This window comes from Polyangium sp. 15x6 (genome assembly GCF_029960785.1).
In the GTDB taxonomy this organism is placed as follows: domain Bacteria; phylum Myxococcota_A; class Polyangia; order Polyangiales; family Polyangiaceae; genus Polyangium.
This window is the reverse complement of sequence record NZ_JASBQE010000005.1, coordinates 1-21,879: the sequence shown is the minus strand read 5'-3', so window position 1 is coordinate 21,879 and position 21,879 is coordinate 1. Positions and strand designations below refer to the sequence as shown.

Here is a 21,879-nt window from a genome sequence, read left to right as displayed (position 1 = left end):
GCCCGCGCCACCTCGCATCCTCCCCCGTCGCGAGGTCCGTCATGCGTAACGTCGTCCGGCTTCTCTCCCTCCTCGTCACCCTCCTCCTCGTCCTTCCTGGTTGCTCCGGCGGTGCGCCGACGCGGGGCGGCCTCGTCGTCGGCGTCACGAGTGATCTGCGCGTCGGCGTCGACGTCGTGCGCTTGCACGTGATCCGCAAGGTCAACGGCGCGGTCGTCAGCGACGAGGAGCTCTTCTCCGACGGCGCGTCTCCCTTTCAGATCCCGCTCGAGATCAGCTTCACGGACCTCGAGGACGGCGACGACGTCGACGTCGAGATCGAGGCCTTCGGCAGCACGAGCACGCCGCTCGTCGTCCGCACCGCGGGCAGCACCATCCAGGCGGGTCGCACGCTTCTCTTGCGGGCCGATCTCGCCTCCGCGTGTGCCGGCTCGACGGCGCCGACCTGCGACGCGCCGCAGACGTGCACGGGCGGCGTCTGCGGCGCGTCGTACGTGAGCCCCGCGATGCTCGAGGAGTACAGCTCCAGCTGGTCCAAAGGAAAGACGGACATCTGCAAGGCGAACGATGGCCCGCCGACGCTCTTCGTGGGCAAGGGCCAGGCCGATTACCTGCCGACGAGCGACTACGATCTCGCGCAGGTCGAGGCGGGTCCGCAGGGCGGGCATCACATCTGGATCGCGCTGCGGATGAAGAACCTGCGGCAGTCGGGGAGCATCACGACGCTCACGGGCCACGTCGAGGAGCTCGACCTCGACATCAACCCGTTCACCGTGATCTTCACGTTCGATCCCGACGAGGGCGGGTTCTGCAAGCTCTACGGCCTGCGGTTCCAGATCGACGGCGCGACGGACATCGAGCCGCTCCTCGGTAAGACGCTCCTCGTGAAGGCCAGCGTGAAGGACAAGGACGGCGACGTCGGCACGGCAGAGCGCTGGGTGAAGTTGTCGTCGGATATTCTCTGACGGCCGTTGCGCCGGGGTTTCACCCCGGGCCCGACCAGGGGCTATCCGCCCCTGGACCCGGACCAGGGCGCAGCCCTGGACCAAGGGTGCATCGACCGCGATGCGGTCGATGCAAGGGATCAGCGCGTTGCTGTCGCTGACTCCCCGAGTCGCGTCGTTTTCCATCGCGACCAGAAGCCACCCGTCAGCACGTCGAGTGTGCCGTCCGCCTCCATCGCCGTCAGCTCAGCGCGCGTGCGTGCCTCGGGATCACGTGTCTCGTCGTCGCGCTCCACGCACGCGCGTTGCCACGTGAAGAGCGCTTCGAGCACGCGCGCTTCGAGCTTGTGCCTCGCGGCGGCGCGCTCCTCGCGGAGCCGTTCGAGCGCGACCTCCTCGTCGGCGAAGACCAGCCGGTCGAGGCGAAACGTCGCGCGCGCTTCGAGCCACAAGCTCGAGCCTCCGGTGGCCGTGACGCGATCCGGATCGTACTCCGTCGGCGAGAGCGCGCGCGACTCGTCGAGCAGGCGTGTCACGCGCAGCCGAAGCTCGGGCAGGAGCGCAGACGCGCGCGCTCGGGATGCCACACGATCGATCCGCGTGACGTGCTCTTCGAGGCGCGCATGCTCGATCGCCGCCGACACGACGGCACGCGCGACCGACGGCGAGATCAAGAGCCGCAGCGGAGCACGTGGTGGCTCCGCGGGCGTCTCGGCAGCCGTGGAAGGCGCGGGCTCCGGCGAAGGCGCGGGCGGATCAACGCTCGTGGCCTTGGCGATGCGACCACGCGCGCGCCGCGTCCTCGCAGGCTCGGCGATCCGTTCGATCGGAACCCCGACGAGCACCATCGCGCCGAGATCGTTTTTTCCCTCATCGCGACGAACGAACGACGCCTGCAGGCAGACCCACAACGATCCCTGCGCGGCGCCGTCGCTCCAGAGCTCGTGCGCCTGCGCGTCGTCGAGATCCGCGACCGCGTGGAACGCCCAGTCGTCGTCCAGCAACGTCGCTGCGGCGCGCGCCGGCGTTACGTGGAGGAGCGCGGCGAGCGCCGCGGCCAGGGCCAATAGAAATGGAAAGCAAACCTCAGGGCAAACTCGTTGGACCATGCACGTACATCGACGCGGCCCGCGACGAGTTGCGCACGATCCGACGATCGTCGTCGCGCTCTACCGTTCGCGTGGTCCGGGACGAACCTGCTCGCTCGCGCCCCCACGCGGAAGCTCGCTCGCGCCGCCACGCGTCGGCGCGCTCGGCCTCGATGCATCGACGGGCAGGCCGCGGTCGCCGAAATCGAGCGTGGGCCAGCGGTCGCCGATCGCCTCGCTCCGCCCGCCGCCCCCCGTCTGCACAGGAGCCGCCGTGCCCGACAGGATCGGCGCGAGCATCGACTCGATCTCGGCAGGCGCGGGCGCGCCGGCCTCCGCGCGAGCCGGCGCTGCGGCCGCGACGCCGGCCTGCGCAGGCGCGCCTCGCTCGGGCGTCCATTGCGCGACGCGGAGCGACACCGACGTGGTGGGCTCGCTTCGCGACGTCATGACCTCGGAGCCGATGGCGAACGGCTCGAACATGCCGTGCGCGAGCCAGCCGATGCTCACGCGCACGTTCGATCCCGGCCGCAAGTTGCGGAGGTACGCGTCGCCGAAGAGCGCGTCGATGCGCAGATCCCGCTGCTCGACGATCGGACCATCCCAGCTCGGCGTGACCTGGGCCATGCGCACGACGAGCGCGCCGTCGGTATGCCGAGCCCGCGCTCGCGCGAGGCTCACGGGGCGCACTTCCCAGTAGAGGTAGATCGTCGCGGGATCGACGGCGATGGCCACGATCTCGTCGACGTCGTAGCGCTCGGGCAGCGGCAGCTCCTCGATGGCGTCCACCTCGGGCGCCGACCACGAAGGCGCTTCTGCAACCGCTTCTGCAACCGCTTCCGCTTCCGCAGCCGGCGCCGCCTCCGCTTCCGCCTCCGCTTCCGCCTCGAGGGCCGCTTCCACGATCGCCTTCGCGATCGCCTTCGGCGCGACCGGCTCTGCCTCTGCCTCCAGGGCCGCCTCCGCGTCCGCTGCGGCAGAGGCCGGCGCGACCGCGGCCTCCGTCGTGCTCTCTTCCTCGGCTGGCTGGGGCTCGCTGTCCGTCTCGCTCGGCGTGGTCACGACTTCCTCCCCCTTCTCTTCATCGACCGCGGGCGCCGCGCCTCCTGTGACGAGCCGCTGCCTCAGCACGCGCGCTTCCGTGTGCTCCGGCTCTCGCGCGAGCACCTCGTCGAGCACGCCGATCGCTTTTTCCACGAACCCCTGCGCCGCGTAGATCTCCGCGAGCGTCACCGTCGCGAGCGGCGGCGGCGCCGTCGGCCAGCCTTTCGCCGGGGGCGGCGTGCTCCGCACCGCGTTCGCCACGTCGGGCAGGTGCAGACCTCGCTCGATCACCCCGGCGAGCAGATCCCTCGCTCGCCCCATCCATCCACGCGACCGCGCGCGGTCTCGCTCGCTCCGCGCCGTGCGCGTCACGATCTCGTCCACGAGCTCCGGAATCGTGAACGCGCGCGGACGCGCAATGCCGAGCTCTTCCGCCAGCGCGATCAGCTCCTCCCGCGTCAAACCCTCGAGCTCGTGCCGCTCCATTTCGCGCGCAACCTAGCACGAAGCGCGGCGCGACGAGAGCGTCCGAGGCGTGGGGTTTTCATTGCGTCCGTTCGTCCGGAGCATCCCTGCAGAATGCCATCGGAAAACCGCCGGGCCGCGGCTCCCGCGCACTAGAATTCGAACATGCCCCCGCCTCACGTGCTCGCCTTCCGCGGCCAGGACCGCGCCGAACGAAGGCCGAGCACGCGCGCGGCCGGCTGGACGCATTTCGCCTTCACGAGCCTCGCCTCGCTCGGCGCCATCGTCTTTTCCGCCTCCCGCGTCGAGCGCGTCCGCCTCCTCGAAGCGCTCGTCGTGCCGGGCACCTTCCTGTTCGCGAACCTCGTCGAGTACCTCGTGCACCGCGGCCCGATGCACCGGCGCAAGAAGCTCCTGCCGATCCTCTACGAGCGCCACACGTTGCGGCACCACCGCTTCTTCACGCGCGAGGCGATGGCTTGCGACTCCGCGGCCGACTTCCCCATCGTCCTCTTTCCCCCCGTGATGATCCTCGTGGTCCTCGGCGGCGTGGCCCTGCCGGTCGCGCTCCTCCTCTTCGCCGTCGCGACCCCGAACGCCGGCTGGCTCTTCGTGGCCACCGCCATGGCGTACTTCCTCACGTACGAGTGGCTCCACTTCGCCTACCACCTGCCGGAGGGATCCTTCCTCGCGCGAGGCCGCCCCATCCGCGCTCTGCGCCGGAGGCACGCGCTCCATCACGACCTCGGCCGCATGGCGCACGAGAACTTCAACATCACGTTCCCGCTCTGCGACTGGCTCTTCGGGACGCTCGGTCAGCAGAGAAACGACGACGAAGGGGGCTGACGCGCGTCAACCCACGCTGAAAGCGGTGACCAGCGGCCCTCGATGGCGCGTCGACACCCGCTGGCAACGATGACCGAGGGCCCTCGACGCGCATCAACCCACGCGGATCACGATGACCAGCGCCCCTCGACGCGCGTCGACACCCGCGGATCACGATGACCAAGCGCCCTTCGACGCGCATCAACCCACGCGGATCACGATGACCAAGGGCCCTCGACGCGCGTCGACACCCGCTGGCAACGATGACCAGCGAGCCTCGACGCGAGGATCGGGGAACGAGAGACGATTTTCGGGGGGGTTCGGGGATCGAGGGGCTGCTCAGCCCACCGACTTCATCATCGCGACCGGCGCCGCCGCGTTCGCGCGGTAGCTGCCCGCCGAGAGCGTCTCCACCGGCGTCTTCCGGCGCGCCGGCTGGTTCAGCTTCGCGCCGTCGAGCACCGCCTCGCAGAGCTCGCTGAAATCGTAGCCCTTCGCCGCGGCCGCCCGGGCGAGCAGGCCGTCCGGCGAGAGCGCCGGCAGCGTGTTCACCTCGAGCACGTACTCGTTCTCGCCCGCCGTCACGAGCAGATCGACCCGCACCGCGCCCGTGCAGCCGAGCGCCCGCGCCGCCCGCTCCGCCAGGTTCTGCACCCCGCGCTCGCGCTGCGGCGACAGCTCCACCTTCACGAGCTCCGCGCCGGGATCCTCCAGCATCGCCTTCGGCGTCGCCACCTCGACCGAGCCGAGCACCTGCCCGTCCAGGATCGCGACGTTGATCTCCACGCCCGTCACGAACCGCTCCACGAGCGCGATGTCGTCGTACTCGAACGCCTGCTCCAGCGCCGCCCGCAGCTCCGCGAGGTTCGTCACCCGCGACACGCCCTGGCTCGACCCCTCCCCGCGCGGCTTCACGATCGCCGGGTACCCGAACGAGCCGTGCATCCCCTCGAGGTCCGTGAGGTCCGCGTCCTCCGACACCGTGTAATAAGGCGGCGTCGGCACGTTGTGCAGGCGGAACATCTCCTTCGCCTTCAGCTTGTCCATCGCGAGCGCGCTCGCGAGCACGGAGGACCCCGTGTACGGGATGCGGAGCAGTTCCAGGAGCCCTTGCACGCAGCCGTCCTCGCCCATGCGGCCGGAGAGGGCCAGGAAGGCCACGTCGATCCGGGCTTTCTGGACCACGGACGCGAGGTCGGGACCGTAACTCTCGCCGAGCGACAGCTGGACCACCTCGTGGCCCCGCGCGGAGAGCGCCTCCGCGACGGCATGTCCGGCGGACAGCTCCGACGACGAGCCACCCATGATCACGCCGACCCGCCTCCGCATCGATCGCCTCTTCATCGAATCCACCTCCGTCGACGTGAACGCTCGGACCACGTCACGACCTTCTTGCCGGCGGGTATCAGACAATCGACGAAGGGGTCAACAAAACGGACAACTTCAAATCTGCTCCGGATTCCGCGGTACTAGACGACCTCGACAAGTACGGCGGTGATGTTGTCTTTCCCGCCTCGCCCGTTCGCGAGGTCGATGAACCGCGTCACCGCGTCGACGGCCCCGAGCGTCGTGATCTCCGGGATCTCCTCGGTGTTGAGGTAGCCGTGCAGCCCGTCCGAGCAGAGCAGGTATCGGTCCCCCGCCCGCACCGCGAGCACCGCCGTGTCCACTTCCACGTAGTCGCGGTTGCCCACCGCGCGCGTGATCACGTTCCTGTGCGTGGCCGTCGCCGCCTCCGCGGGCGTCAGCAGGCCTTGCTTGATCTGCCACGCGAGGAGCGTGTGATCCTCGGTGAGCTGCACCGCGGCGCCTTCGCGGATCTGGTAAATGCGGCTATCACCCACCTGCCCCGTCACCAGCGATCGGCCGAGGAAGAGCGCCGCGCTGATCGTCGTGCCCATCCCGAGCTTGTCACGCTCGAGCTCCGCCATCGCGAAGATGAGGTACGTCGCCGCCTGGATCGCCCCCTCCATGAGCCGACACGCCGCGCGCGCCTGCGCCTCGTCGAGCTCCCCGTCGATCGTCCCGAGCTCGCTGAGCCCGCGCTTCACCATCCCGTGGATCGTGTCCACCGCCTGATGGCTCGCGACCTCGCCCGCGGCGTGCCCGCCCATCCCGTCCGCCACGATGTAGAGCCCGAGCTCGTCGTCGTGGAAAAACGCATCCTCGTTCGTCTTTCGGTGCTTGCCGACGTCGGTTCGCGCCGCCGAACGGACGGGCCACCGCCCTCGGTGCGTCGGGACCTCGTTCTGACGCAGGGCGTTATTCCGGTCGTGCGGTGTGCTCATCGGGGAGCTCGTACTTCGGCCGACGATAATCCGCCCCAGGCCCCCCTGTCGAGAGGGCCGTCCGCTCGGGTAGACTCCCTCGCGACCCATGGCAGCGCGGAGCTTCTGCACCAGCGTGACCTCCCCCGATGGGCTCTCCCGCGTTCTCCGGGAGACACGCGGAGCGGTCACCTCCCCGACAGGTGGGCTCGTCTTCGTGACCAGCCCGCTCGTGCCGCACCTCCACACGCTCGCGGCGCGCGTGGCGGCCGCATGGAAAGGCGTGCCGACCGTGCTCGTGCCCGGCGCCGGCGTGCTGCACGAACGCGCCGAGCTCGAAGGGGTCCCCGCCGCGAGCGGCATCCTCTGGAGCGGCGGGCAAGTGACGCCGTTCGCGCTCGGCGACGTGGAGGATTCGCCACGCGCGCTCGGCGAGTCGATAGGCCAGGCCCTCGGCGCGCGCCCCTCCACGGCGCTGCTCTTTCACCGAACCGAGGGCTTCGACACGAGCCTGCTCGAAGGCGTCGCGGCCACAGCGCCCTCGGCCTGCGTGTTCGGCGCAGGCACGGTCGGCGCGGGAGGCGTGGTGATCACCGCCGAGGGGGAAGAGCGCGTGGCCCGCGCCGTGGGGATGTCGATCAAGGGGCTCGCGTCGCCGATCGTCGCGGCCTCGCCCGCGTGTCGCCTCGTCTCCGATCTCACGCCGATCGACGAGGTCAACGCGGGCCTCGTGCTGCGCCTCGGCGGCCGCGGCGCGCTCGACGAGCTGTCGCGGTGCGCGCCCGGCGCGTCGAACCCGGGCGCATCCTCCCCGCTCGTGTTCGCCGCGCTCGCCGAGCCCGACGACGTCACGGAGGACGGGCGCCCGCGCTTCGTGATCCGGCCCGTGCGAGGGATCGATCCTTCCCGGCGCGGCGTGATGATCGGCGCGGACGCGCGCCCGGGGATGCGCATGGCGTTCGCGGTGCGAGACGCGCAGATGGCGAAGGCCGACCTCGAGACGATGGCGCGTGTCGTCTCCAAGAACGCTCTCGGCGCGGCGCCGCGCTTCGCGCTCTACCTGAGCTGCGCGGGCCGCGGCCAGGGCTTGCACGGCGCGCCCGACGCCGAGGTGCGTATCCTCCGTCAGCGCTTTGGCGATCTCCCGATCGCCGGCATGCACGCGGCGTTCGAGATCAGCCCGCGCGAAGGCCGTCCATCACGGCTCGACCTTTATACCAGCGTGCTCGCGCTCTTCCGTTCGCCGAGCTAGCCGGCGCGCAGCGCCTCCAGCATCCGCGACACCCGCTCGTCCACGATCACGCGCGCCGCGAGGAACTCCGGCGTCGCGCGGATCGGATCGACCAGCGGGCAACGATCCATCCACAGGAGATCGATGAGCCCGCTCTGCGCGCAGGGCACGATCGAGGAGGCGGCGCGCGCCACGTCGCCCACGTACACCGCGAGCTCGATCTCGACCTGCCGGAAATAGGCGTTCCGCCTCCAGCCGCCGTCGCGGTTCGCCACCGCTTCTTGGAAGACCGGCGAATCGAACGGCGAGATCCTGTCGAGCAGCGCGTCGCGGATCGCCATCTGGATCGGCGCGTCGGTCTTCACGTCCCGGAGCCGGTGGGCGACGTCCTTCGTGAGCGCCTCGTCGCGGAACCACATCGCGTACCGCGTGAGGCCCGCGAAATACGCGAACTCGCCCTCGATCGTCCGCACCTGCTCGAGGAGCTTCAGCGCGCCGTCCCAGTCGCCGCGCAGCACGAAGACACGCGCGAGGTTCCGGCCCACCGACGGCGCCGCCGGATCGAGCGACCGCGCCGTCTCGAGCACCCGCGCCGCCTCGTCGAGCGGGCCCGACTCCGAGAGGATCATCCCGACGAGGCCATACGCCTCGGCGAGCGCGGGCGCGCGCGTGATGGCCTGCCGCGCGCTTCGCACCGCGCCGGCCACGTCGCCGAACTGGAACAGCCCGTGCGCCATGGCGAGGTGCGCCTCCGCGAGGTGCGGCGCCACGGCGAGCGCGCGCTCGGCCGCTTGTTTCGAGAGGATCGCGTTGTCCCCGTTGAAGAACGACATCCGCGCGAGCGCGCTCGCGTAGCCGGACAGGATCGTCGGATCCTGCGGCGCGCGCGCGAGCGCCTGCTCGAGCAGCTTCACGGCTTCGCGCACGTGCTGCACCCAGAACTTCCGGTACTCGACGCGCGCCTTCAGGTAGAGCTCGACGGCCACGGGATCGGTCGGCGACTCGCGCGCGGGCTGGGCCAGGTCGACGGTCAGCGCGTCGGCGATCGCCTTCGCGACCTCGTCGTTCACCACGAAGAGATCTTTCTCCGGTCGATCGAATCGCTTCGCCCAGAGCTGAAACCCGTCGGCCACGCTGAGCACGCGCGCGCTGATCCGCACGCCCGCCGGCGTCCTGCGCACGCTGCCCTCGACGACGACCTGCACCTCGAGCTCGCGCCCGATCTCGCGCGGATCCTGATCCACGCCCTTCCAGCGCATCACCACGCCGCGGGGCCTGAGCTTCAGGCCCCGCGTCATCGACAGCGTATCGATCAAATCGTCGGTGAGACCTTCGGCGAGGTACTCGTCGTCCGGCGGCCCGCTGTTCCGGAACGGCAGCACCGCGACCGTCTTGTCGCCCGACGATACCTGCGCGGCCGGCGGCGGCGTGCCTCCGCCGGCCGCGGGCGCGGCGGGCGTCACGAGCGTCGTCACGGGCAGCTTGTTCATGGCCGGCATCGTCAGGCTCGAAAGCTCCTCGGCCACCTCCTCTGCCGTGCGATATCGATCGTCGCGCTCGCGCGCCATGCACTTGAGGACGAGCGTCCCGCACGCCGTCGGCAAATCGGGCCGCTTCGCGCGTGGATCCGGCGGCGGCTGCAAAAGCCGCGCGGCCGCGACACTCACGATCGACTCCCCGCGCCACGCCTTTTCACCCGTAAAGAGCTCGTAAAGCATCGCGCCGAGCGCGTAGATGTCCGCGCGCGCGTCGATGTCCGCGAGCCCCTGCACCTGCTCGGGCGCCATGTAGGCCGGTGTCCCGATCACCGCGCCGACCTGCGTGCGCGCGCCTCCGGGCTCGTGCATCCGCGCGATCCCGAAATCGGTGATCACCACGCGCCCGTCCTTCGCCATGAGCACGTTCTCGGGCTTCAGATCCCGGTGCACGACGCCCGCCGCGTGCGCGGCGGCGAGACCTGCGCAGATGGCCGTCGCGATCTCCGCGACGCGGGCGACCGGCATCGCGCCTTGCCGCGCGAGGACCACGTTGAGGGGCTCGCCCTCGACGTATTCCATGGTCAGGTACTTGTCGGCGCCGTGCTCGCCGATGTCGAAGACGCGGGCCACGTTCTTGTGGGTGACGCGGCGCGCGAGCTTCACTTCGCGGCGGAACCGTTCGAGCATCCCGGGCTCGTTCACGAGGTCTTGCCGCAGCACCTTCAGGGCCACGACCTCTTCGAGCTCCTCGTCGCGGGCGCGGTAGACGCTGCCCATGCCGCCGACCCCGAGCAGGCCGAGCAGCGAGTATCGCCCGGCGACGCGTTCGCCTGGCGCGACCGAAAGGAGCAAGCCTGTCGGCGCCTCGCTGATGGGGTCCGCGGACGTGGGGGTCGCCTTGAAGTCGGTCATGTACGGCTGCGACGGAGGCTAACCGATCTGGGGCTCGTTCGGTGCTACCCTCCGCCGCCCATGGAAGCCGCCGTCGCGGTCCGCGCACTCACGAAGGTCTATCGGGTCCACGAGCGCCCGGCGGGCCTCGCGGCCGCGCTGCGCAGCGTTTTCCGCCGAACGTACAAGGAAGTCCGGGCGGTCGAGGATCTCTCCTTCACGATCGAGCCTGGCGAGCGCGTCGGCTTCCTCGGCCCGAATGGCGCCGGCAAAACGACCACCTTGAAGATCCTCTCGGGCCTTTTGCACCCGACGAGCGGCGAGGTGCGTGTCTCGGGCCACGTCCCGCGGCAACGCGAGGCCAGCTTTTTGCGGGCGATCACGCTCGTCATGGGCCAGAAGCAGCAGCTCCTCTGGGACCTGCCGCCGGCCGAGACCTTCGACTTGAACCGCGCGATTTACGGCGTCCCCGACCAGGCCTTCGCCGAGACCCTGCGCGAGCTCGAGACCCTGCTCGACATCGGCGCCCTCACGAAAAAGCCCACGCGCCAGCTCTCGCTCGGCGAGCGCATGAAATGCGAGCTCGCGGCGGCGCTCCTGCATCGCCCCCGCATCCTCTTCCTCGACGAGCCCACGATCGGCCTCGACGTCTCCATGCAGCTCGTCGTGCGTGAATTCATCCGCAAGTACAACGAGAAGCACGGCGCCACGATCCTGCTCACGTCCCATTACATGGACGACGTCGCCTCGCTCTGCCCGCGCGTCATCGTCATCGACCGGGGCAAACTCCGCTACGACGGCGACCTCGCGACCCTCGTGAAGTCGATCCGACCGGACAAACGTATCGTCCTCGTCTTCCCGGCGCCGCCGGATCGCGCGGCGCTCGAGCGGGTCGGGACGATCGTCGAGCTCGAAGGCACGCGTGCCGTGCTGCGTGTTCCGCAATCGGAGGTGCGCGAGGCCGTGGGTCACCTCGTCGCGAGCGCGGACGCGAGTGACCTCACGATCGAGGATCCGCCGCTCGAAGAGGTCATGCGGGATCTCTTCGCGCGCCCCGCCGAGGAGCCGAACGAGGCCACGAAATGAATGTCTTGAAAGCCTATCCGACACTCCTCCGGGTGGGCTTCTCGGCGGCGCTCGCCTATCGCGCCGAGCTCGTGATCTGGATGCTGACGACCACGATGCCGCTCGTCAGCCTCTCGATCTGGACCGCCGTCGCGCGGGAGGCGCCCGTCGGTCGTTATGGCCCCGGCGAATTCGTGGGGTATTTCCTGGCCGCGCTCGTCGTCCGCCAGGTCACGGGCTCCTGGCTCGTCTGGGAGATGAACCAGGAGATCCGCCAGGGCACGCTCTCGCAGCGCCTCCTGAAGCCCATCCACCCGCTTTGGTTCTACAGCGCGGAGAACCTCGCCGCGTTGCCGCTCCGGGCCGCGTTATGCCTCCCGGTCGTCGTCGTGGCCGTCGTGTATGCCGACCTCACCCGGAGCGGCCCTCTGCTCGCGATCTTTTTCGCGTCCCTCCTCGGCGCGTGGCTCATCAATTTCTTCACGATGGCCATCATCGGCTCGCTCGCGTTTTTCCTGGAGAGCTCCACGAGCGTCTTCGAGCTCTGGCTCATCACGTTCATGTTGCTCTCGGGTTACGTCGTCCCGCTCGAGCTCTTCCCCGGCTGGGTGCGCGGGGTCGCGGAAGCATTGCCGTTCCGCTACACGCTCGGATTCCCCGTCGAGGTCGTGATTGGCCTCATGGACACGAAGACCGCGCTCCGCGGCCTCGCCGTGCAATACACGTATGCCGCGGCCGCCGCCACCGCCGCCATCCTCGTCTTCCGCGCGGGCGTGCGGCGGTTCGGGGCGTTCGGCGGCTAGCGATTCAGATACCCTTCATCCAGCCGACGGCCGCGCCCGTCGGATCCCGAACGATGGCGACGCGCCCGACGTTCGGCACGTCCACCGGGGGCCGCACCACGGTGGCGCCGCGGGCCACGGCCTTCTCGACACACGCGTCCACGTCGTCCACCCCGATGAGCGAGAACCAGTACGACTCCGTGGCCTCGGGAATGGCGCCCGCCTCCATCCCGCCGAGCCCTGCCACGATCTGATCCCCCGACTTCGCGACCCAGTATTTGCCGTCCGGGATGGCGAACTCCTCGAACGTCCAGCCCAGCGTCTCGGCGTAAAACGCCTTCGCGGCCTCCACGTCCTTCGTCGTCAGCTCGTTCCAAACGAATGTGCCGTGCATGGTTTGTCCTTTCGTCGCGCGCATGCGCAATTCAGCACGGCCCGGCCCCTCCTGGCAAGCCCCTCGTTACCCGAGAAACCCGCCCGCCGCCGCCCGCGAAAACCCCGCGTGCTGGCTCGCGCGCATCGCCGATTGCGAGAACATCCGGAACGCCCGCCGGATCTCGCCCGCGTCGCTCCGCGGCGTGAGGATCCATCGATCCTCGATCCCCATCGCCCGGAACACGTCCCGGAACGGCGTATGCCCGTCATCGATCCCCATCGCCGCCACGATGTGCTGCTCGCTCGCCAGCATGTCGCGCACGAGCGGCCGCACGTCGCTCGCCTTGGCTTTGCGCGACCCCTCGTCGGCCCCGTCCGTGAGGATCAACGTCACGCTCCGCACGGGCACCCCGCTCTGCGCGAACTCCTGCGCCTTCGCGATCACCGTCCCGAGCAGCACGACCGTTTGATCGTAGAGCGGCGTCCCCAGCGCGGGATCGTAGTTCTTCGGCGTCATCCGCTCGGCGAGCGCGACGGGCCGGTACGGATAGAGCACGAATCCATTCAAGTACCGCGTGTGCGCCAGGATCGAATCCTTCTGCTTCGACGACGCGAGCGCCTCGACCACCGTGTTGTGCCCTTCCCGCACGGCATCGGCGTTCCCGGAAAAACGGATCGACCCCGAATCATCCGGCATGATCGTCACGAGCACGACCTCGGACGCCTGCACGTCATCCACGCCCACGCCGAGCCCGGCCTGGATCTGCGCTCCGATATCGATCGCCGCGAGCGCCGCGAGCGCCTCCGGCGACAACGTCCCTTCCTCCTCCGCCGCCTCGAACAGCCGCCGGATCTCGTTCCCTTTCCCATTCCCATTCGTCATGACGACCTCCTCTCCTATTTCAACCAGCTCCCGATCTCGTCCGTGCTCTTCACGAGCTTCATCCCGGCGGCCGCGAACTTCGCGAGCGCCTTGTCGGCCTCGGGCGTGAAATCCGCCGCGAACCCGCCCTTGCCGTCCGGCACCGTCACGGCCGACATGCAATCCGTGAGCAGGTAAATCTTCCTCGCGAGCGCCGCATCGACCGAGGCGATCTCGCTCAGGATGTCGTCGATCGAGCTCTTCACGCAATGGCTCGCCGCCTGCCCTGCGATGATGACCGCGTCCGCCGCGAGCAACGTCTTCAAGAACAGCGTGTTCTTCTGCCCGAGCGGCTGCCCGTCGAAGCGCGTGAGCACCTCGGGCGACAGCACCGAATAGTTCTCCGTCAGCGGATTGCCCCCTTTCACCTCCACCCACGACTGCGCCCCGCGCACGTACGAGTGGAAGAGCCGCGCCTCGTGAATCGCCCCCACGAGCGCGTGCCCATCGCTCCCGAGCAGACAATGCGGCGGCCACAAGTAAAGCGTGTACTTCCCGGCCTTCTCCAGCTCCTCGCAGTAATGCCGCACCTGCTTCACGAGCCACGTGTAGTTCCCGCCGCAGAGCCATTTCGCCATGGCCGGGTTCGGCCGCACCTCGCCCGCGTCGATGTCGCGCATCGTGATCACGCGGTGCGCCGAGAGCGGCTTGCCCTCGCGGTCCACCCAGAACGACGGGAAGAAGATCTGGTGCGAGAAATGTGTATCCATCGTCGTCGTGATCGCCGTGAGCACGTCGAGGTTCTTGTAGATGAACTCGGCGATCCGCCGGCTATCGTCGATCGCGCCTCGCCCGCTCCTTCCCGCCACGAAGAGCGCGCCTTCGGGGTGGCAAAAATCCTTCTGCACGTCGATGAGCAAGAGGTGCACGTTCGTCTTGTCCGCGCCGGCCGGCCGGATCTCGAGCGCCTTGCGCCAGTCCTCGGCGGCCACGAAGACGAGCTCCTCCTTGGGACGATGGCCCCATTTCTCGGCGCTCTTGTGATCGTAAAAAACCGGCAGAGGAAGTTCCTTGTGGTTCATGATGTCCTCTCTTCTTTTCGACGAATCAACCCATTGCGAGCGCGGCGATCTCACGCGCCCCCACGACCCAGAGCCCTGCGGCTCCCGCGAGAATCCGCGCGCCTTCCTGCACGAACGGCTCGGTATCCAAGAACCGCCGCGCCTCCGCGGGCCCGCCCGGGCCGAGCTCGACCCGCACGAGACCACCGTCCGTGGCCGCGAGCAGCGCGCCCCCGATCGCCTTTTTCCCCGCGATCGACCCGAGCCACGACCCGTCGCCCGCCTCGGCCTCGGCCGCGCCGAGCAGCGCGCCGCCCTCGGCCACCACGACGCACCGGTTCATCGTTCGACCGGCACGCACGTACGTCACGAAAAACCAAACCCTGTCGTTGTCGATTGCGGCGTGCGCGGCCACGATCTGCCCGCTCGGCCAGGGCAGCTTCACCGTATCGCGAATCCCGCGCCGCTCGGTATCCCACGTGAACGCGACCGAGACCGCGCCCGCCCGGTAAAACCCGAAGCCGAGCCGCTCGCCGACCCAGATCCGCGTCTGCCCGGCGAGCACCTCGCCCCAGGGCTCCGCCGCGCCATCCGCGAGCCCCGCGAGGGGCGAACCGGAAGGCCGCGCGGCGCGCCGGAACAGGCGCCCTCCATGGACGAACCATCGATATCGATCATTCACCACGAAGGCAGGCTCCTGCCCGAGGACGTCCACCGCAATCGCCTGCTCCGCCTGCCCGGCCTCGAATGCCACGACGCGCCCGCGCCGCCCGATGAACGTGGTTTTCCCCTGGATCCAGAACCGTAGCGCCCCCTCGAGCGGCCCCCGCGCCAGCACCGCACCGTCCTCCCGCTTGTAAACCCCGTCCTCGTGCACCACGTACGCTGGCGCGTCGCCCACGAGCGACGCCGCGACGATCGTGCCGGACGTGGCGAATCTGCGAGACGCCTTCACGTGCCCCCGCACGACCACCACCTCGCGCGCAGCGCCGTGATCACAGACCGGACAACGCACCCGCGCGTGCTCGGCCCCGCACGATACGCACGCCGTGAAACGTAGATTCTCGAGCAGCGCGAGCGGAAACGGCGCCCGCGCGTCACGCTCGAAGATCGACGAGAACAGGTGCAAGAGGTCGTCCGGTAAAACCCGGTACGGAATCGCCGGCTTGGGATATCGCACCTCGGGATCGAAGATCGTGATCCGTCGCAACGGCCTCGCCGCCTCGGGGACACGCCTCGCCGGCTCCCGCGGCCGATACACGCCACCATAGGGCCCCACGCAGAGCAGCGTGCCCATCACCATCACGGCGAACGCATACCAGTCCGATTCCGCGGAGAACGGCCGCACGGGCCGCGGACGTGGCTCGCTCGCGTCGCAGAGCAGCGGATCGACGAACCGCTCGGTGTACACGGGGCACGGAAACCGGCCGAACTGAAAGCTGTCCGCGTCCACGAGGTGCGCCTCGCCCTCCCGCACGAGCACGTTCAGATCGTTGAAATCACCGATCACCGCGCCCGCGTGATGAACGGCCGCCACGGTCGCGCGGAGATCCAAAAGGACCCGCGCCGCCGCATCCCCCCCGAGGGCCCTCCGCCGCGCCGGCTCGCCGAGGCCCATGAGCGGCTCGGCGCCCGCAATCAAGCGCATCGTGTACCCGAGGATCGTGCGCCCCTTTCGATCCTTCGCGAGCGCGATCGGCGAGGCGACCCGCTCCGGCAATCCCGCCGGGAAATGCGGCATCTTCTCCTGCACGAGCGCGAGCCTGTCCGCCGCCGCGCGCGTCTCGACCGAAATGCCGGCCACGTCCGGATGCTCGGGCCCCTTCCACAGCTTCAGCGCGAGGCCGCCGCCGAGGTCGAAGACGTCCGCCTCGCCGCCCTTGCCAATCGAGGCCTGCGGGCTCACGCGAATGCGTTTGTCGTCAATGTACACATCCATGGCACACGTCTCCCGTCCTCGCCTCGCGGCGAGCCCGAACGGCCACTTCATCGAAAACCTCTCCTACGCGGCGGCGCTGATCTTCTTGCGACGCACGACGAGCAGCGTCGTATCGTCTTCGAGCAGCCCTGGCTCCTTGTGGATCCGCCGCTCGTCCCAGATCGGCCGCGTCACCTCACGATTGACGAGCGAAAGCGATCGCCGCACCGCATCTGCGTTCCGAAAATACCGATCCTCCGACCAGAACGCCCGCAGCGGCGGCACGCGCTCCCCGCGCGCCCCGGCGATCACGGCCCCTGCAAGCGCATCGTAATCGGCGACGCCGTCCGTGCCGACGAGCACCGAGCTGATCGCCGACGCGGGCAATACGCGGTGGATCGAGAACTGCGGCCCCGCCCCCGAGAGCCCGTACCCGAGGTACGGCGGCGCATTGCCGGGAAACGGCCCGAGCCGCACGACCTCGTCCCCCACGACGAACATCCCGTCCCCGACGCCGAACACGACGGCCCGCTCGGCCGAGATCGCCACGCCGAGCACGGTGAACAGGAAAAACTCGGCCACGCCCCGCGCATGCCCGACGCCCATGTCCTCTGCGACCGACGCGAGCGAAAGGAGCAGCCTCTCCCGCACACGCGCGAACGTCGCCTCCTCGCCGATCGACGCGCCCGCCTCCATCTCGCGGAGCACCTGCGAAGCGACGACCCGCGCTCCCATCGCCGCGCCGATCTCGCTGTGCGCGCCGCTCCCGCACCCGTCACAAACCACGCCGACGATCCCGCATTCGCCCGACCGGAACGCGAATGCATCCTGATTCGGCTTCCCGGCGAGGACGTGCGATCGCCCCGTCACGCTGCCGGCGGCCACCTCGAATCGCCCGTCCTCGCGCATGACACCCTCCTCGCCTCAAATCTCGAACAAAAAGCCCTCTTTTTCGAGCTTGCGATACGTCTTCTCGTCGAACGTGTAGAGCCGCGCCGCCCGATGCGCGACGTCTTGCTCCACCTCGTCGAGCTCGATCAAGAGCCCCGTCGCGGCCACCTTCTTGCGGAAATTCCGCTTGTCGAGCTCCTGCCCGAGGACCTTTTCGTACACGCGCTGGAGCTGGGTCAGCGTGAACTTCTTCGGCAAAAGCTCGAATCCGATCGGCGCGTACCGCACCTTGCCGCGTAGCCGCGCGATCGCCTTGTCCACGATTTCCTCGTGATCGAACGCGAGCCGCGGCAGGTCGTCGATGGCGAACCACGCAGCCTCGCGCGCATCCGTGGCTGCGCGGACCGCGTGCTCGGAGAGCTTCACGAGCGCGTAATAGGTCACGGAGACGACGCGCTCGCGTGGATCCCGGTCGACGGCCCCGAACGTATAAAGCTGTTCGAGGTACACCTTTTCGATGCCGGCCTCCTCGCGGAGCTCGCGCCGCGCGGCCTCGTCGAGCGTCTCGTCTTCGTGCACGAACCCGCCGGGCAAAGCCCAGCGCCCGGCGAATGGCTCGACGCCGCGCCGGATGAGCAGGACCTTGAGATCCTCCTCGTCGAGGCCAAAAACGACGCAATCCACGGCGAGCGCCGGGCGCGGGTGCTTGTAGGTCACGCTCATGATCGGGTCCGTGTAGGATGTACACGAACCTTAGTGTCGAACCGACACCACGTCAAGAGCGCGTGAGATCACGCCTGGAAGATCGGCGGAACGTGGAGGAGCGACCGGGTCAGGTCCCGGCCCGCTCCACCCGTCCATCCGCATGCCGCGCGAACCGCCCCTCGTGCCCGTGCACCGGGTCATCGCTCGTCCACGGCCACCCGCCGAACCGCGTCCGCTGGTAATCCATCATCGCGCGCTGGATCTGCTCGCGGCTGTTCATCACGAACGGACCGTACTGCACCACCGGCTGCCCGATCGGACGCCCCTGCAAGAGCAGGATCTCCGTCTCCGCGTCGCCGGCTTCGAGCCGCACGTCCACGTCGCTCCGGACCCGCGCTGCCACGTGCCCCGAAAGCGCATGCTCCCCGATGCGCAACGACGCGCCTTTGAAGTAGTACAACGTCCGCACCGATTGCGGGTGCGCCGCCTTCGGCAGCGTCCACGTGGCGCCCGGGGCCATTCGAATGCTCCAGATCGCCACGTCCGTGTCCGGCCGCGACGCCCACGAGCGCGGCGGCGGCGACGGCGCGCGTTTCCCGTCGAGCGAACCCGCAATGACCGTCACCTCCGTCGAGCGCCCTCCCTCGTCGAGGAACGTGCACCGCGGGATCGTGCTACTCCACAACATCGCGAAATGCGGCGGCACGAGCTTGTCCTCGGCCGGCAGGTTCAGCCAGATCTGAAACAGCTCCACCGGGTTCGGGTTCGCCCGATCGAGCAACGGGAACATCTCGGAATGGCTGATCCCCTCGCCCGCCGTCAGCCATTGCACGTCGCCCGCGCCGAAGCGCGCCGCGGCGCCGAGCGAATCCGCGTGATCGATGAGCCCGCGACGCACGATCGTCACCGTCTCGAAGCCGCGGTGCGGATGCTGCGGAAAACCGGGCACGACCTCGCCGTGGTACATGCGCCAGCCGTCCTTGCCCGCGAAGTCCTGGCCGATGTTGCGCCCCGCGAGCGAAGCCGCCGGCCCCATGCGCTCGTTGCCCGCGGGGTATGCGTCGTCGTGGTGCACGCAGAACAGGAACGGATCGGCCGTCTCCCAGGGGAAACCAAGGGGCCGCGTTTCGAGCACGATATCGCTTCTGGAGCTCATCTTAATATCCGATTCCCACGGCGGCCTGGACGTACTTCATCGCCATCATCTCTGCCACCATGAACTCGGCGAGGTCCGCGCGGCTCACCTCGTACGACTTGCCGGCGGGCCCGTCCTTCACGATCTTGTAATCACCCCTCTTCGGTCCGTCGAGGAGGCGCGGCGGGCGCACGATGGTCCAGTCCGAGTCGCTCGCGTGCAGCCGCTCCTCCGCCCTTCGTTGATCGGCATACACGTGACGCGCCATCCATCGGCCCACGGTCCGGTACCAGAGCGGCTCGTTCGGGTCCTCGATCGTCCCGGCGGACGTCACGCACACGAACCTGCGCACGCGGGCCTCGGCCATCGCCCACAGGATGGCCGCGAACCCGTCCGAATACAGATTCGTCTCGCCGAAGTCCTTTCCTGTCCCGAGCGCCGAGATCACCGCGTCCACGCCGCGCATCGCGGGCCCGACCTGGCCCCACTCGAGCACGTCTCCTTGCACGAGCTCGAGGCGCGGCGACCAGGCGCCGACGGCCGCGGGCCTGCGTGCGAACGCCCGCACCTCGTACCCCGCGTCGAGCGCCTGCGCGACGACCTCCCGCCCGGTGGGCCCCGAAGCCCCGAAGACCAAGACCTTCATGCGGGCGATCATCGTACGTCACGCGCGACGTCGCAACGCGGATCGCCTACAATCGCCGCATGCGCAGGCTGCCTCCGCCGCCCCCGAGCTCCGAGATCACGCCCGAAGCGCGGTACCTGCGCCGCCGCGAGATCCTGAAGAGCGCGGGCCTGTTCGTGGGGACGGCCGCTGCGATGGGCACGGGCCTCGTCGCACTCACGGGCCGCGGCCGCCGCGCCACCATCACGGCCGAGCCGCTGCCCGCGGACCTCGTCGTGCCGCCGCCCGCATCCGCCGCGCCCGCCGGTTCGGCTGCCGCGCGGAATCCTTTCACGACGGACGAGCCTCGCACGCCTTACGAGGACGTGACGACGTACAACAATTATTACGAGCTCGGCCTCGACAAGGAAGATCCGGCGCGCAACGCGAAAACCCTGAAGCCGCGGCCCTGGACCGTCGTCTTCGAGGGCGAGATCAAAAAGCCCCAGCGTGTCGACGTCGATACGCTCTTGAAATGGTTCCCCCTGGAGGAGCGCGTCTACCGCATGCGGTGCGTGGAGACGTGGTCGATGGTGATCCCGTGGCTCGGCTTTCCCCTGGGAAAACTCCTCGAACGGCTCGAACCGACGTCGCGGGCGAAGTACGTGGCCTTCACGACGCTGATGGATCCGGAGCAGCTCCCGTTCCAGCTCACGGACGTGCTCGAATGGCCCTACCGCGAGGGGCTGCGCCTCGACGAGGCCATGCACCCGCTCACGATCCTCGCGGCCGGGCTCTACGGAAAATCGCTCCCCGGGCAAAACGGCGCCCCGCTGCGCCTCGTCGTGCCGTGGAAGTATGGGTTCAAAGGGATCAAGTCGATCGTGCGGATCGCGCTCGTCGAGAAGGAACCGCAAACGTCGTGGAACATGGCCGCCTCGCGTGAATACGGGTTTTACGCGAACGTGAACCCGGACGTCGCGCACCCGCGCTGGAGCCAGGCGATGGAGCGGCGCATCGGCGACGTCGAAAAACGCCCGACACTCCCGTTCAACGGCTACGCCGAGGAGGTCGCGCACCTCTACACGGGCATGGACCTCCGGATGTATTACTGATGGCGACGAGCGCAATCACCACCCCGGACAAACCCGCAGCGCCGCGCGCGGGCGCGCGCAAGCTCGGCTGGCTCGTCCCCGCGATCGTCACGGGAGGCCTCGTTCCGGCCGTCGTGCTCGCTGCACGCGCGGCGAAAGGCGACCTCGGGGCGAACCCGATCGCCGAGGCGATGAACCAGCTCGGGCTGCTCGCGCTCGTCCTCCTGCTCCTCTCGCTCGCCGCGACGCCGCTCCAGCTCGTCACGGGCTGGAAATGGCCGATTCGCATCCGCAAATCGCTCGGCCTGCTCGGCTTCTTTTACGTCTGCGCGCATTTCCTGGTGTACGCGCTCGTGGACCAATCGCTTGCCCTGCGCGCGATCGCCGAGGACATCACGAAGCGCCCGTTCATCCTCGTCGGGTTCGCCGGGTTCGTCCTGCTCATCCCGCTGGCCGCGACGTCGACGGCCAAGGCCCTCAAGCGGATGGGCTTCGCCCGGTGGAAACGATTGCATCGGCTCGCGTACGTGGTCGCGATCCTCGGCGTCATCCATTTCGTCATGCGGGTGAAGAAGGACGTCACCGAGCCGGCCATCTATGGGGCCGTGCTCGCGGGGCTCTTTCTGATCCGGATCATGGACTGGGTGCGGGAGCGCGGAAACAAGCGTCGCTAGGCTGAGAAACGCCGCGAGCGCCCTCCAGATCGTGAACACGGACGCCGACGCGTGACACGACCTGACCGATGCGCAGTGGAAGCAGGTGGCCCGCGGCTCATGCGCGGGAGGTCGTCAACGCCGTTCTCTGGGTAGATGGTCCGCATCCTCCGAGCGTCGCTCGGCGCGCGTGATGTGCGGCTTTCATGGCGCGCCCCTTCCGCCCGCGCCGCCGGCCCCGCTGTTTTGCTGCGCGCCGCCGGCCCCGCCGCTTCCGCCACTTCCGCCACTTCCGCCACTTCCGCCACTTCCGCCACTTCCGCCACTTCCGCCACTTCCGCCACTTCCGCCACTTCCGCCACTTCCGCCACTTCCGCCCGCGCCGCCCGCGCCGCCGGCCCCGCCACTTCCGCCACTTCCGCCACTTCCGCCCGCGCCGCCGGCCCCGCCGTTTCCGCCCGCGCCGCCGGCCCCGCCGTTTCCGCCCGCGCCGCCGGCCCC

21 protein-coding genes are annotated in these 21,879 nt (G+C 69.2%); 7 read left to right on the top strand and 14 right to left on the bottom strand.

Features of this window, described 5'->3' with window-relative positions; translation table 11 throughout:
* Nucleotides 1-41 precede the first annotated feature (41 nt).
* Complete coding sequence (locus tag QHF83_RS05615) at nucleotides 42-965, top strand: hypothetical protein (protein ID WP_282416729.1); 924 nt, start codon at nucleotides 42-44, stop codon at nucleotides 963-965.
* A gap of 119 nt (nucleotides 966-1,084) precedes the next feature.
* Here QHF83_RS05615 and QHF83_RS05610 read toward each other — a convergent pair whose 3' ends face one another.
* Both QHF83_RS05610 and QHF83_RS05605 read right to left on the bottom strand, forming a co-directional pair.
* Nucleotides 1,085-2,053: a hypothetical protein gene (locus QHF83_RS05610; protein WP_282416728.1), complete on the bottom strand. Its 969-nt coding sequence runs from the start codon at nucleotides 2,051-2,053 to the stop codon at nucleotides 1,085-1,087.
* Between the two features lie 60 nt (nucleotides 2,054-2,113).
* The gene (locus QHF83_RS05605) at nucleotides 2,114-3,562 is read right to left on the bottom strand and encodes a DUF4912 domain-containing protein (protein WP_282416727.1); all 1,449 of its coding nucleotides are present in this window, start codon (nucleotides 3,560-3,562) and stop codon (nucleotides 2,114-2,116) included.
* 144 nt (nucleotides 3,563-3,706) lie between these two features.
* On the opposite strand from QHF83_RS05605, the gene QHF83_RS05600 reads away from it, so the two are divergent.
* Nucleotides 3,707-4,387, top strand: coding sequence for a sterol desaturase family protein (locus QHF83_RS05600; RefSeq protein ID WP_282416726.1), 681 nt, complete (start codon nucleotides 3,707-3,709; stop codon nucleotides 4,385-4,387).
* A 318-nt stretch (nucleotides 4,388-4,705) separates the two neighbouring features.
* On the opposite strand, the gene QHF83_RS05595 is transcribed toward QHF83_RS05600, so the two are convergent.
* Nucleotides 4,706-5,710, bottom strand: coding sequence for a D-alanine--D-alanine ligase (locus QHF83_RS05595; protein WP_282416725.1), 1,005 nt, complete (start codon nucleotides 5,708-5,710; stop codon nucleotides 4,706-4,708).
* Nucleotides 5,711-5,835: 125 nt separating this feature from the next.
* Nucleotides 5,836-6,654, bottom strand: a complete 819-nt coding sequence (locus QHF83_RS05590; protein ID WP_282416724.1) for a protein phosphatase 2C domain-containing protein — start codon at nucleotides 6,652-6,654, stop codon at nucleotides 5,836-5,838.
* A 196-nt stretch (nucleotides 6,655-6,850) separates the two neighbouring features.
* Here QHF83_RS05590 and QHF83_RS05585 point away from each other — a divergent pair, with 196 nt between their 5' ends.
* A complete protein-coding gene (locus QHF83_RS05585) occupies nucleotides 6,851-7,885 on the top strand; it encodes an FIST C-terminal domain-containing protein (RefSeq protein ID WP_282416723.1) in 1,035 nt (344 codons plus the stop codon).
* Here QHF83_RS05585 and QHF83_RS05580 read toward each other — a convergent pair.
* Nucleotides 7,882-10,254, bottom strand: a complete 2,373-nt coding sequence (locus QHF83_RS05580) for a protein kinase (protein ID WP_282416722.1) — start codon at nucleotides 10,252-10,254, stop codon at nucleotides 7,882-7,884. The two genes, QHF83_RS05585 and QHF83_RS05580, sit on opposite strands and share 4 nt — an antisense overlap.
* A gap of 60 nt (nucleotides 10,255-10,314) precedes the next feature.
* On the opposite strand from QHF83_RS05580, the gene QHF83_RS05575 reads away from it, so the two are divergent.
* Together QHF83_RS05575 and QHF83_RS05570 are read left to right on the top strand one after the other, a co-directional pair.
* Complete coding sequence (locus QHF83_RS05575; protein WP_282416721.1) at nucleotides 10,315-11,319, top strand: ATP-binding cassette domain-containing protein; 1,005 nt, start codon at nucleotides 10,315-10,317, stop codon at nucleotides 11,317-11,319.
* Nucleotides 11,316-12,101, top strand: a complete 786-nt coding sequence (locus tag QHF83_RS05570; protein WP_282416720.1) for an ABC-2 family transporter protein — start codon at nucleotides 11,316-11,318, stop codon at nucleotides 12,099-12,101. Before QHF83_RS05575 ends, QHF83_RS05570 begins: the two co-directional genes overlap by 4 nt.
* 4 nt (nucleotides 12,102-12,105) lie before the next feature.
* Here QHF83_RS05570 and QHF83_RS05565 read toward each other — a convergent pair whose 3' ends face one another.
* From QHF83_RS05565 to QHF83_RS05530, 8 genes are all read right to left on the bottom strand, one after another.
* The gene (locus tag QHF83_RS05565; protein WP_282416719.1) at nucleotides 12,106-12,498 is read right to left on the bottom strand and encodes a VOC family protein; all 393 of its coding nucleotides are present in this window, start codon (nucleotides 12,496-12,498) and stop codon (nucleotides 12,106-12,108) included.
* 42 nt (nucleotides 12,499-12,540) lie between these two features.
* Nucleotides 12,541-13,338, bottom strand: coding sequence for a hypothetical protein (locus QHF83_RS05560; protein WP_282416718.1), 798 nt, complete (start codon nucleotides 13,336-13,338; stop codon nucleotides 12,541-12,543).
* Between the two features lie 14 nt (nucleotides 13,339-13,352).
* Entirely contained in the window at nucleotides 13,353-14,399 is a 1,047-nt protein-coding gene (locus tag QHF83_RS05555) for a nicotinamidase (protein ID WP_282416717.1), read from the bottom strand.
* 25 nt (nucleotides 14,400-14,424) lie between these two features.
* Nucleotides 14,425-16,368: a hypothetical protein gene (locus tag QHF83_RS05550; protein ID WP_282416716.1), complete on the bottom strand. Its 1,944-nt coding sequence runs from the start codon at nucleotides 16,366-16,368 to the stop codon at nucleotides 14,425-14,427.
* A 12-nt stretch (nucleotides 16,369-16,380) separates the two neighbouring features.
* Nucleotides 16,381-17,205 (bottom strand): protein phosphatase 2C domain-containing protein, encoded by an 825-nt coding sequence (locus tag QHF83_RS05545; RefSeq protein ID WP_282416715.1) that lies wholly within the window; start codon nucleotides 17,203-17,205, stop codon nucleotides 16,381-16,383.
* A 15-nt stretch (nucleotides 17,206-17,220) separates the two neighbouring features.
* Complete coding sequence (locus QHF83_RS05540; protein WP_282416714.1) at nucleotides 17,221-17,910, bottom strand: NUDIX domain-containing protein; 690 nt, start codon at nucleotides 17,908-17,910, stop codon at nucleotides 17,221-17,223.
* Between the two features lie 109 nt (nucleotides 17,911-18,019).
* A complete protein-coding gene (locus QHF83_RS05535; RefSeq protein ID WP_282416713.1) occupies nucleotides 18,020-19,048 on the bottom strand; it encodes a pirin family protein in 1,029 nt (342 codons plus the stop codon).
* A gap of 1 nt (nucleotide 19,049) precedes the next feature.
* Nucleotides 19,050-19,673, bottom strand: coding sequence for an SDR family oxidoreductase (locus QHF83_RS05530; protein ID WP_282416712.1), 624 nt, complete (start codon nucleotides 19,671-19,673; stop codon nucleotides 19,050-19,052).
* A 59-nt stretch (nucleotides 19,674-19,732) separates the two neighbouring features.
* On the opposite strand from QHF83_RS05530, the gene msrP reads away from it, so the two are divergent.
* Both msrP and QHF83_RS05520 read left to right on the top strand, forming a co-directional pair.
* Nucleotides 19,733-20,746 carry a protein-methionine-sulfoxide reductase catalytic subunit MsrP gene (gene msrP, locus QHF83_RS05525; RefSeq protein WP_282416711.1) on the top strand — a complete coding sequence of 338 codons (1,014 nt, stop codon included), beginning with the start codon at nucleotides 19,733-19,735 and terminating at the stop codon, nucleotides 20,744-20,746.
* The gene (locus tag QHF83_RS05520; RefSeq protein WP_282416710.1) at nucleotides 20,746-21,399 is read left to right on the top strand and encodes a protein-methionine-sulfoxide reductase heme-binding subunit MsrQ; all 654 of its coding nucleotides are present in this window, start codon (nucleotides 20,746-20,748) and stop codon (nucleotides 21,397-21,399) included. The genes msrP and QHF83_RS05520 overlap by 1 nt, the downstream gene beginning before the upstream one ends.
* 183 nt (nucleotides 21,400-21,582) lie before the next feature.
* Here the strand turns inward: QHF83_RS05520 and QHF83_RS05515 are convergent.
* A partial coding sequence (locus QHF83_RS05515; RefSeq protein ID WP_282416709.1) for a hypothetical protein occupies nucleotides 21,583-21,879 on the bottom strand: 297 nt, incomplete at its 5' end.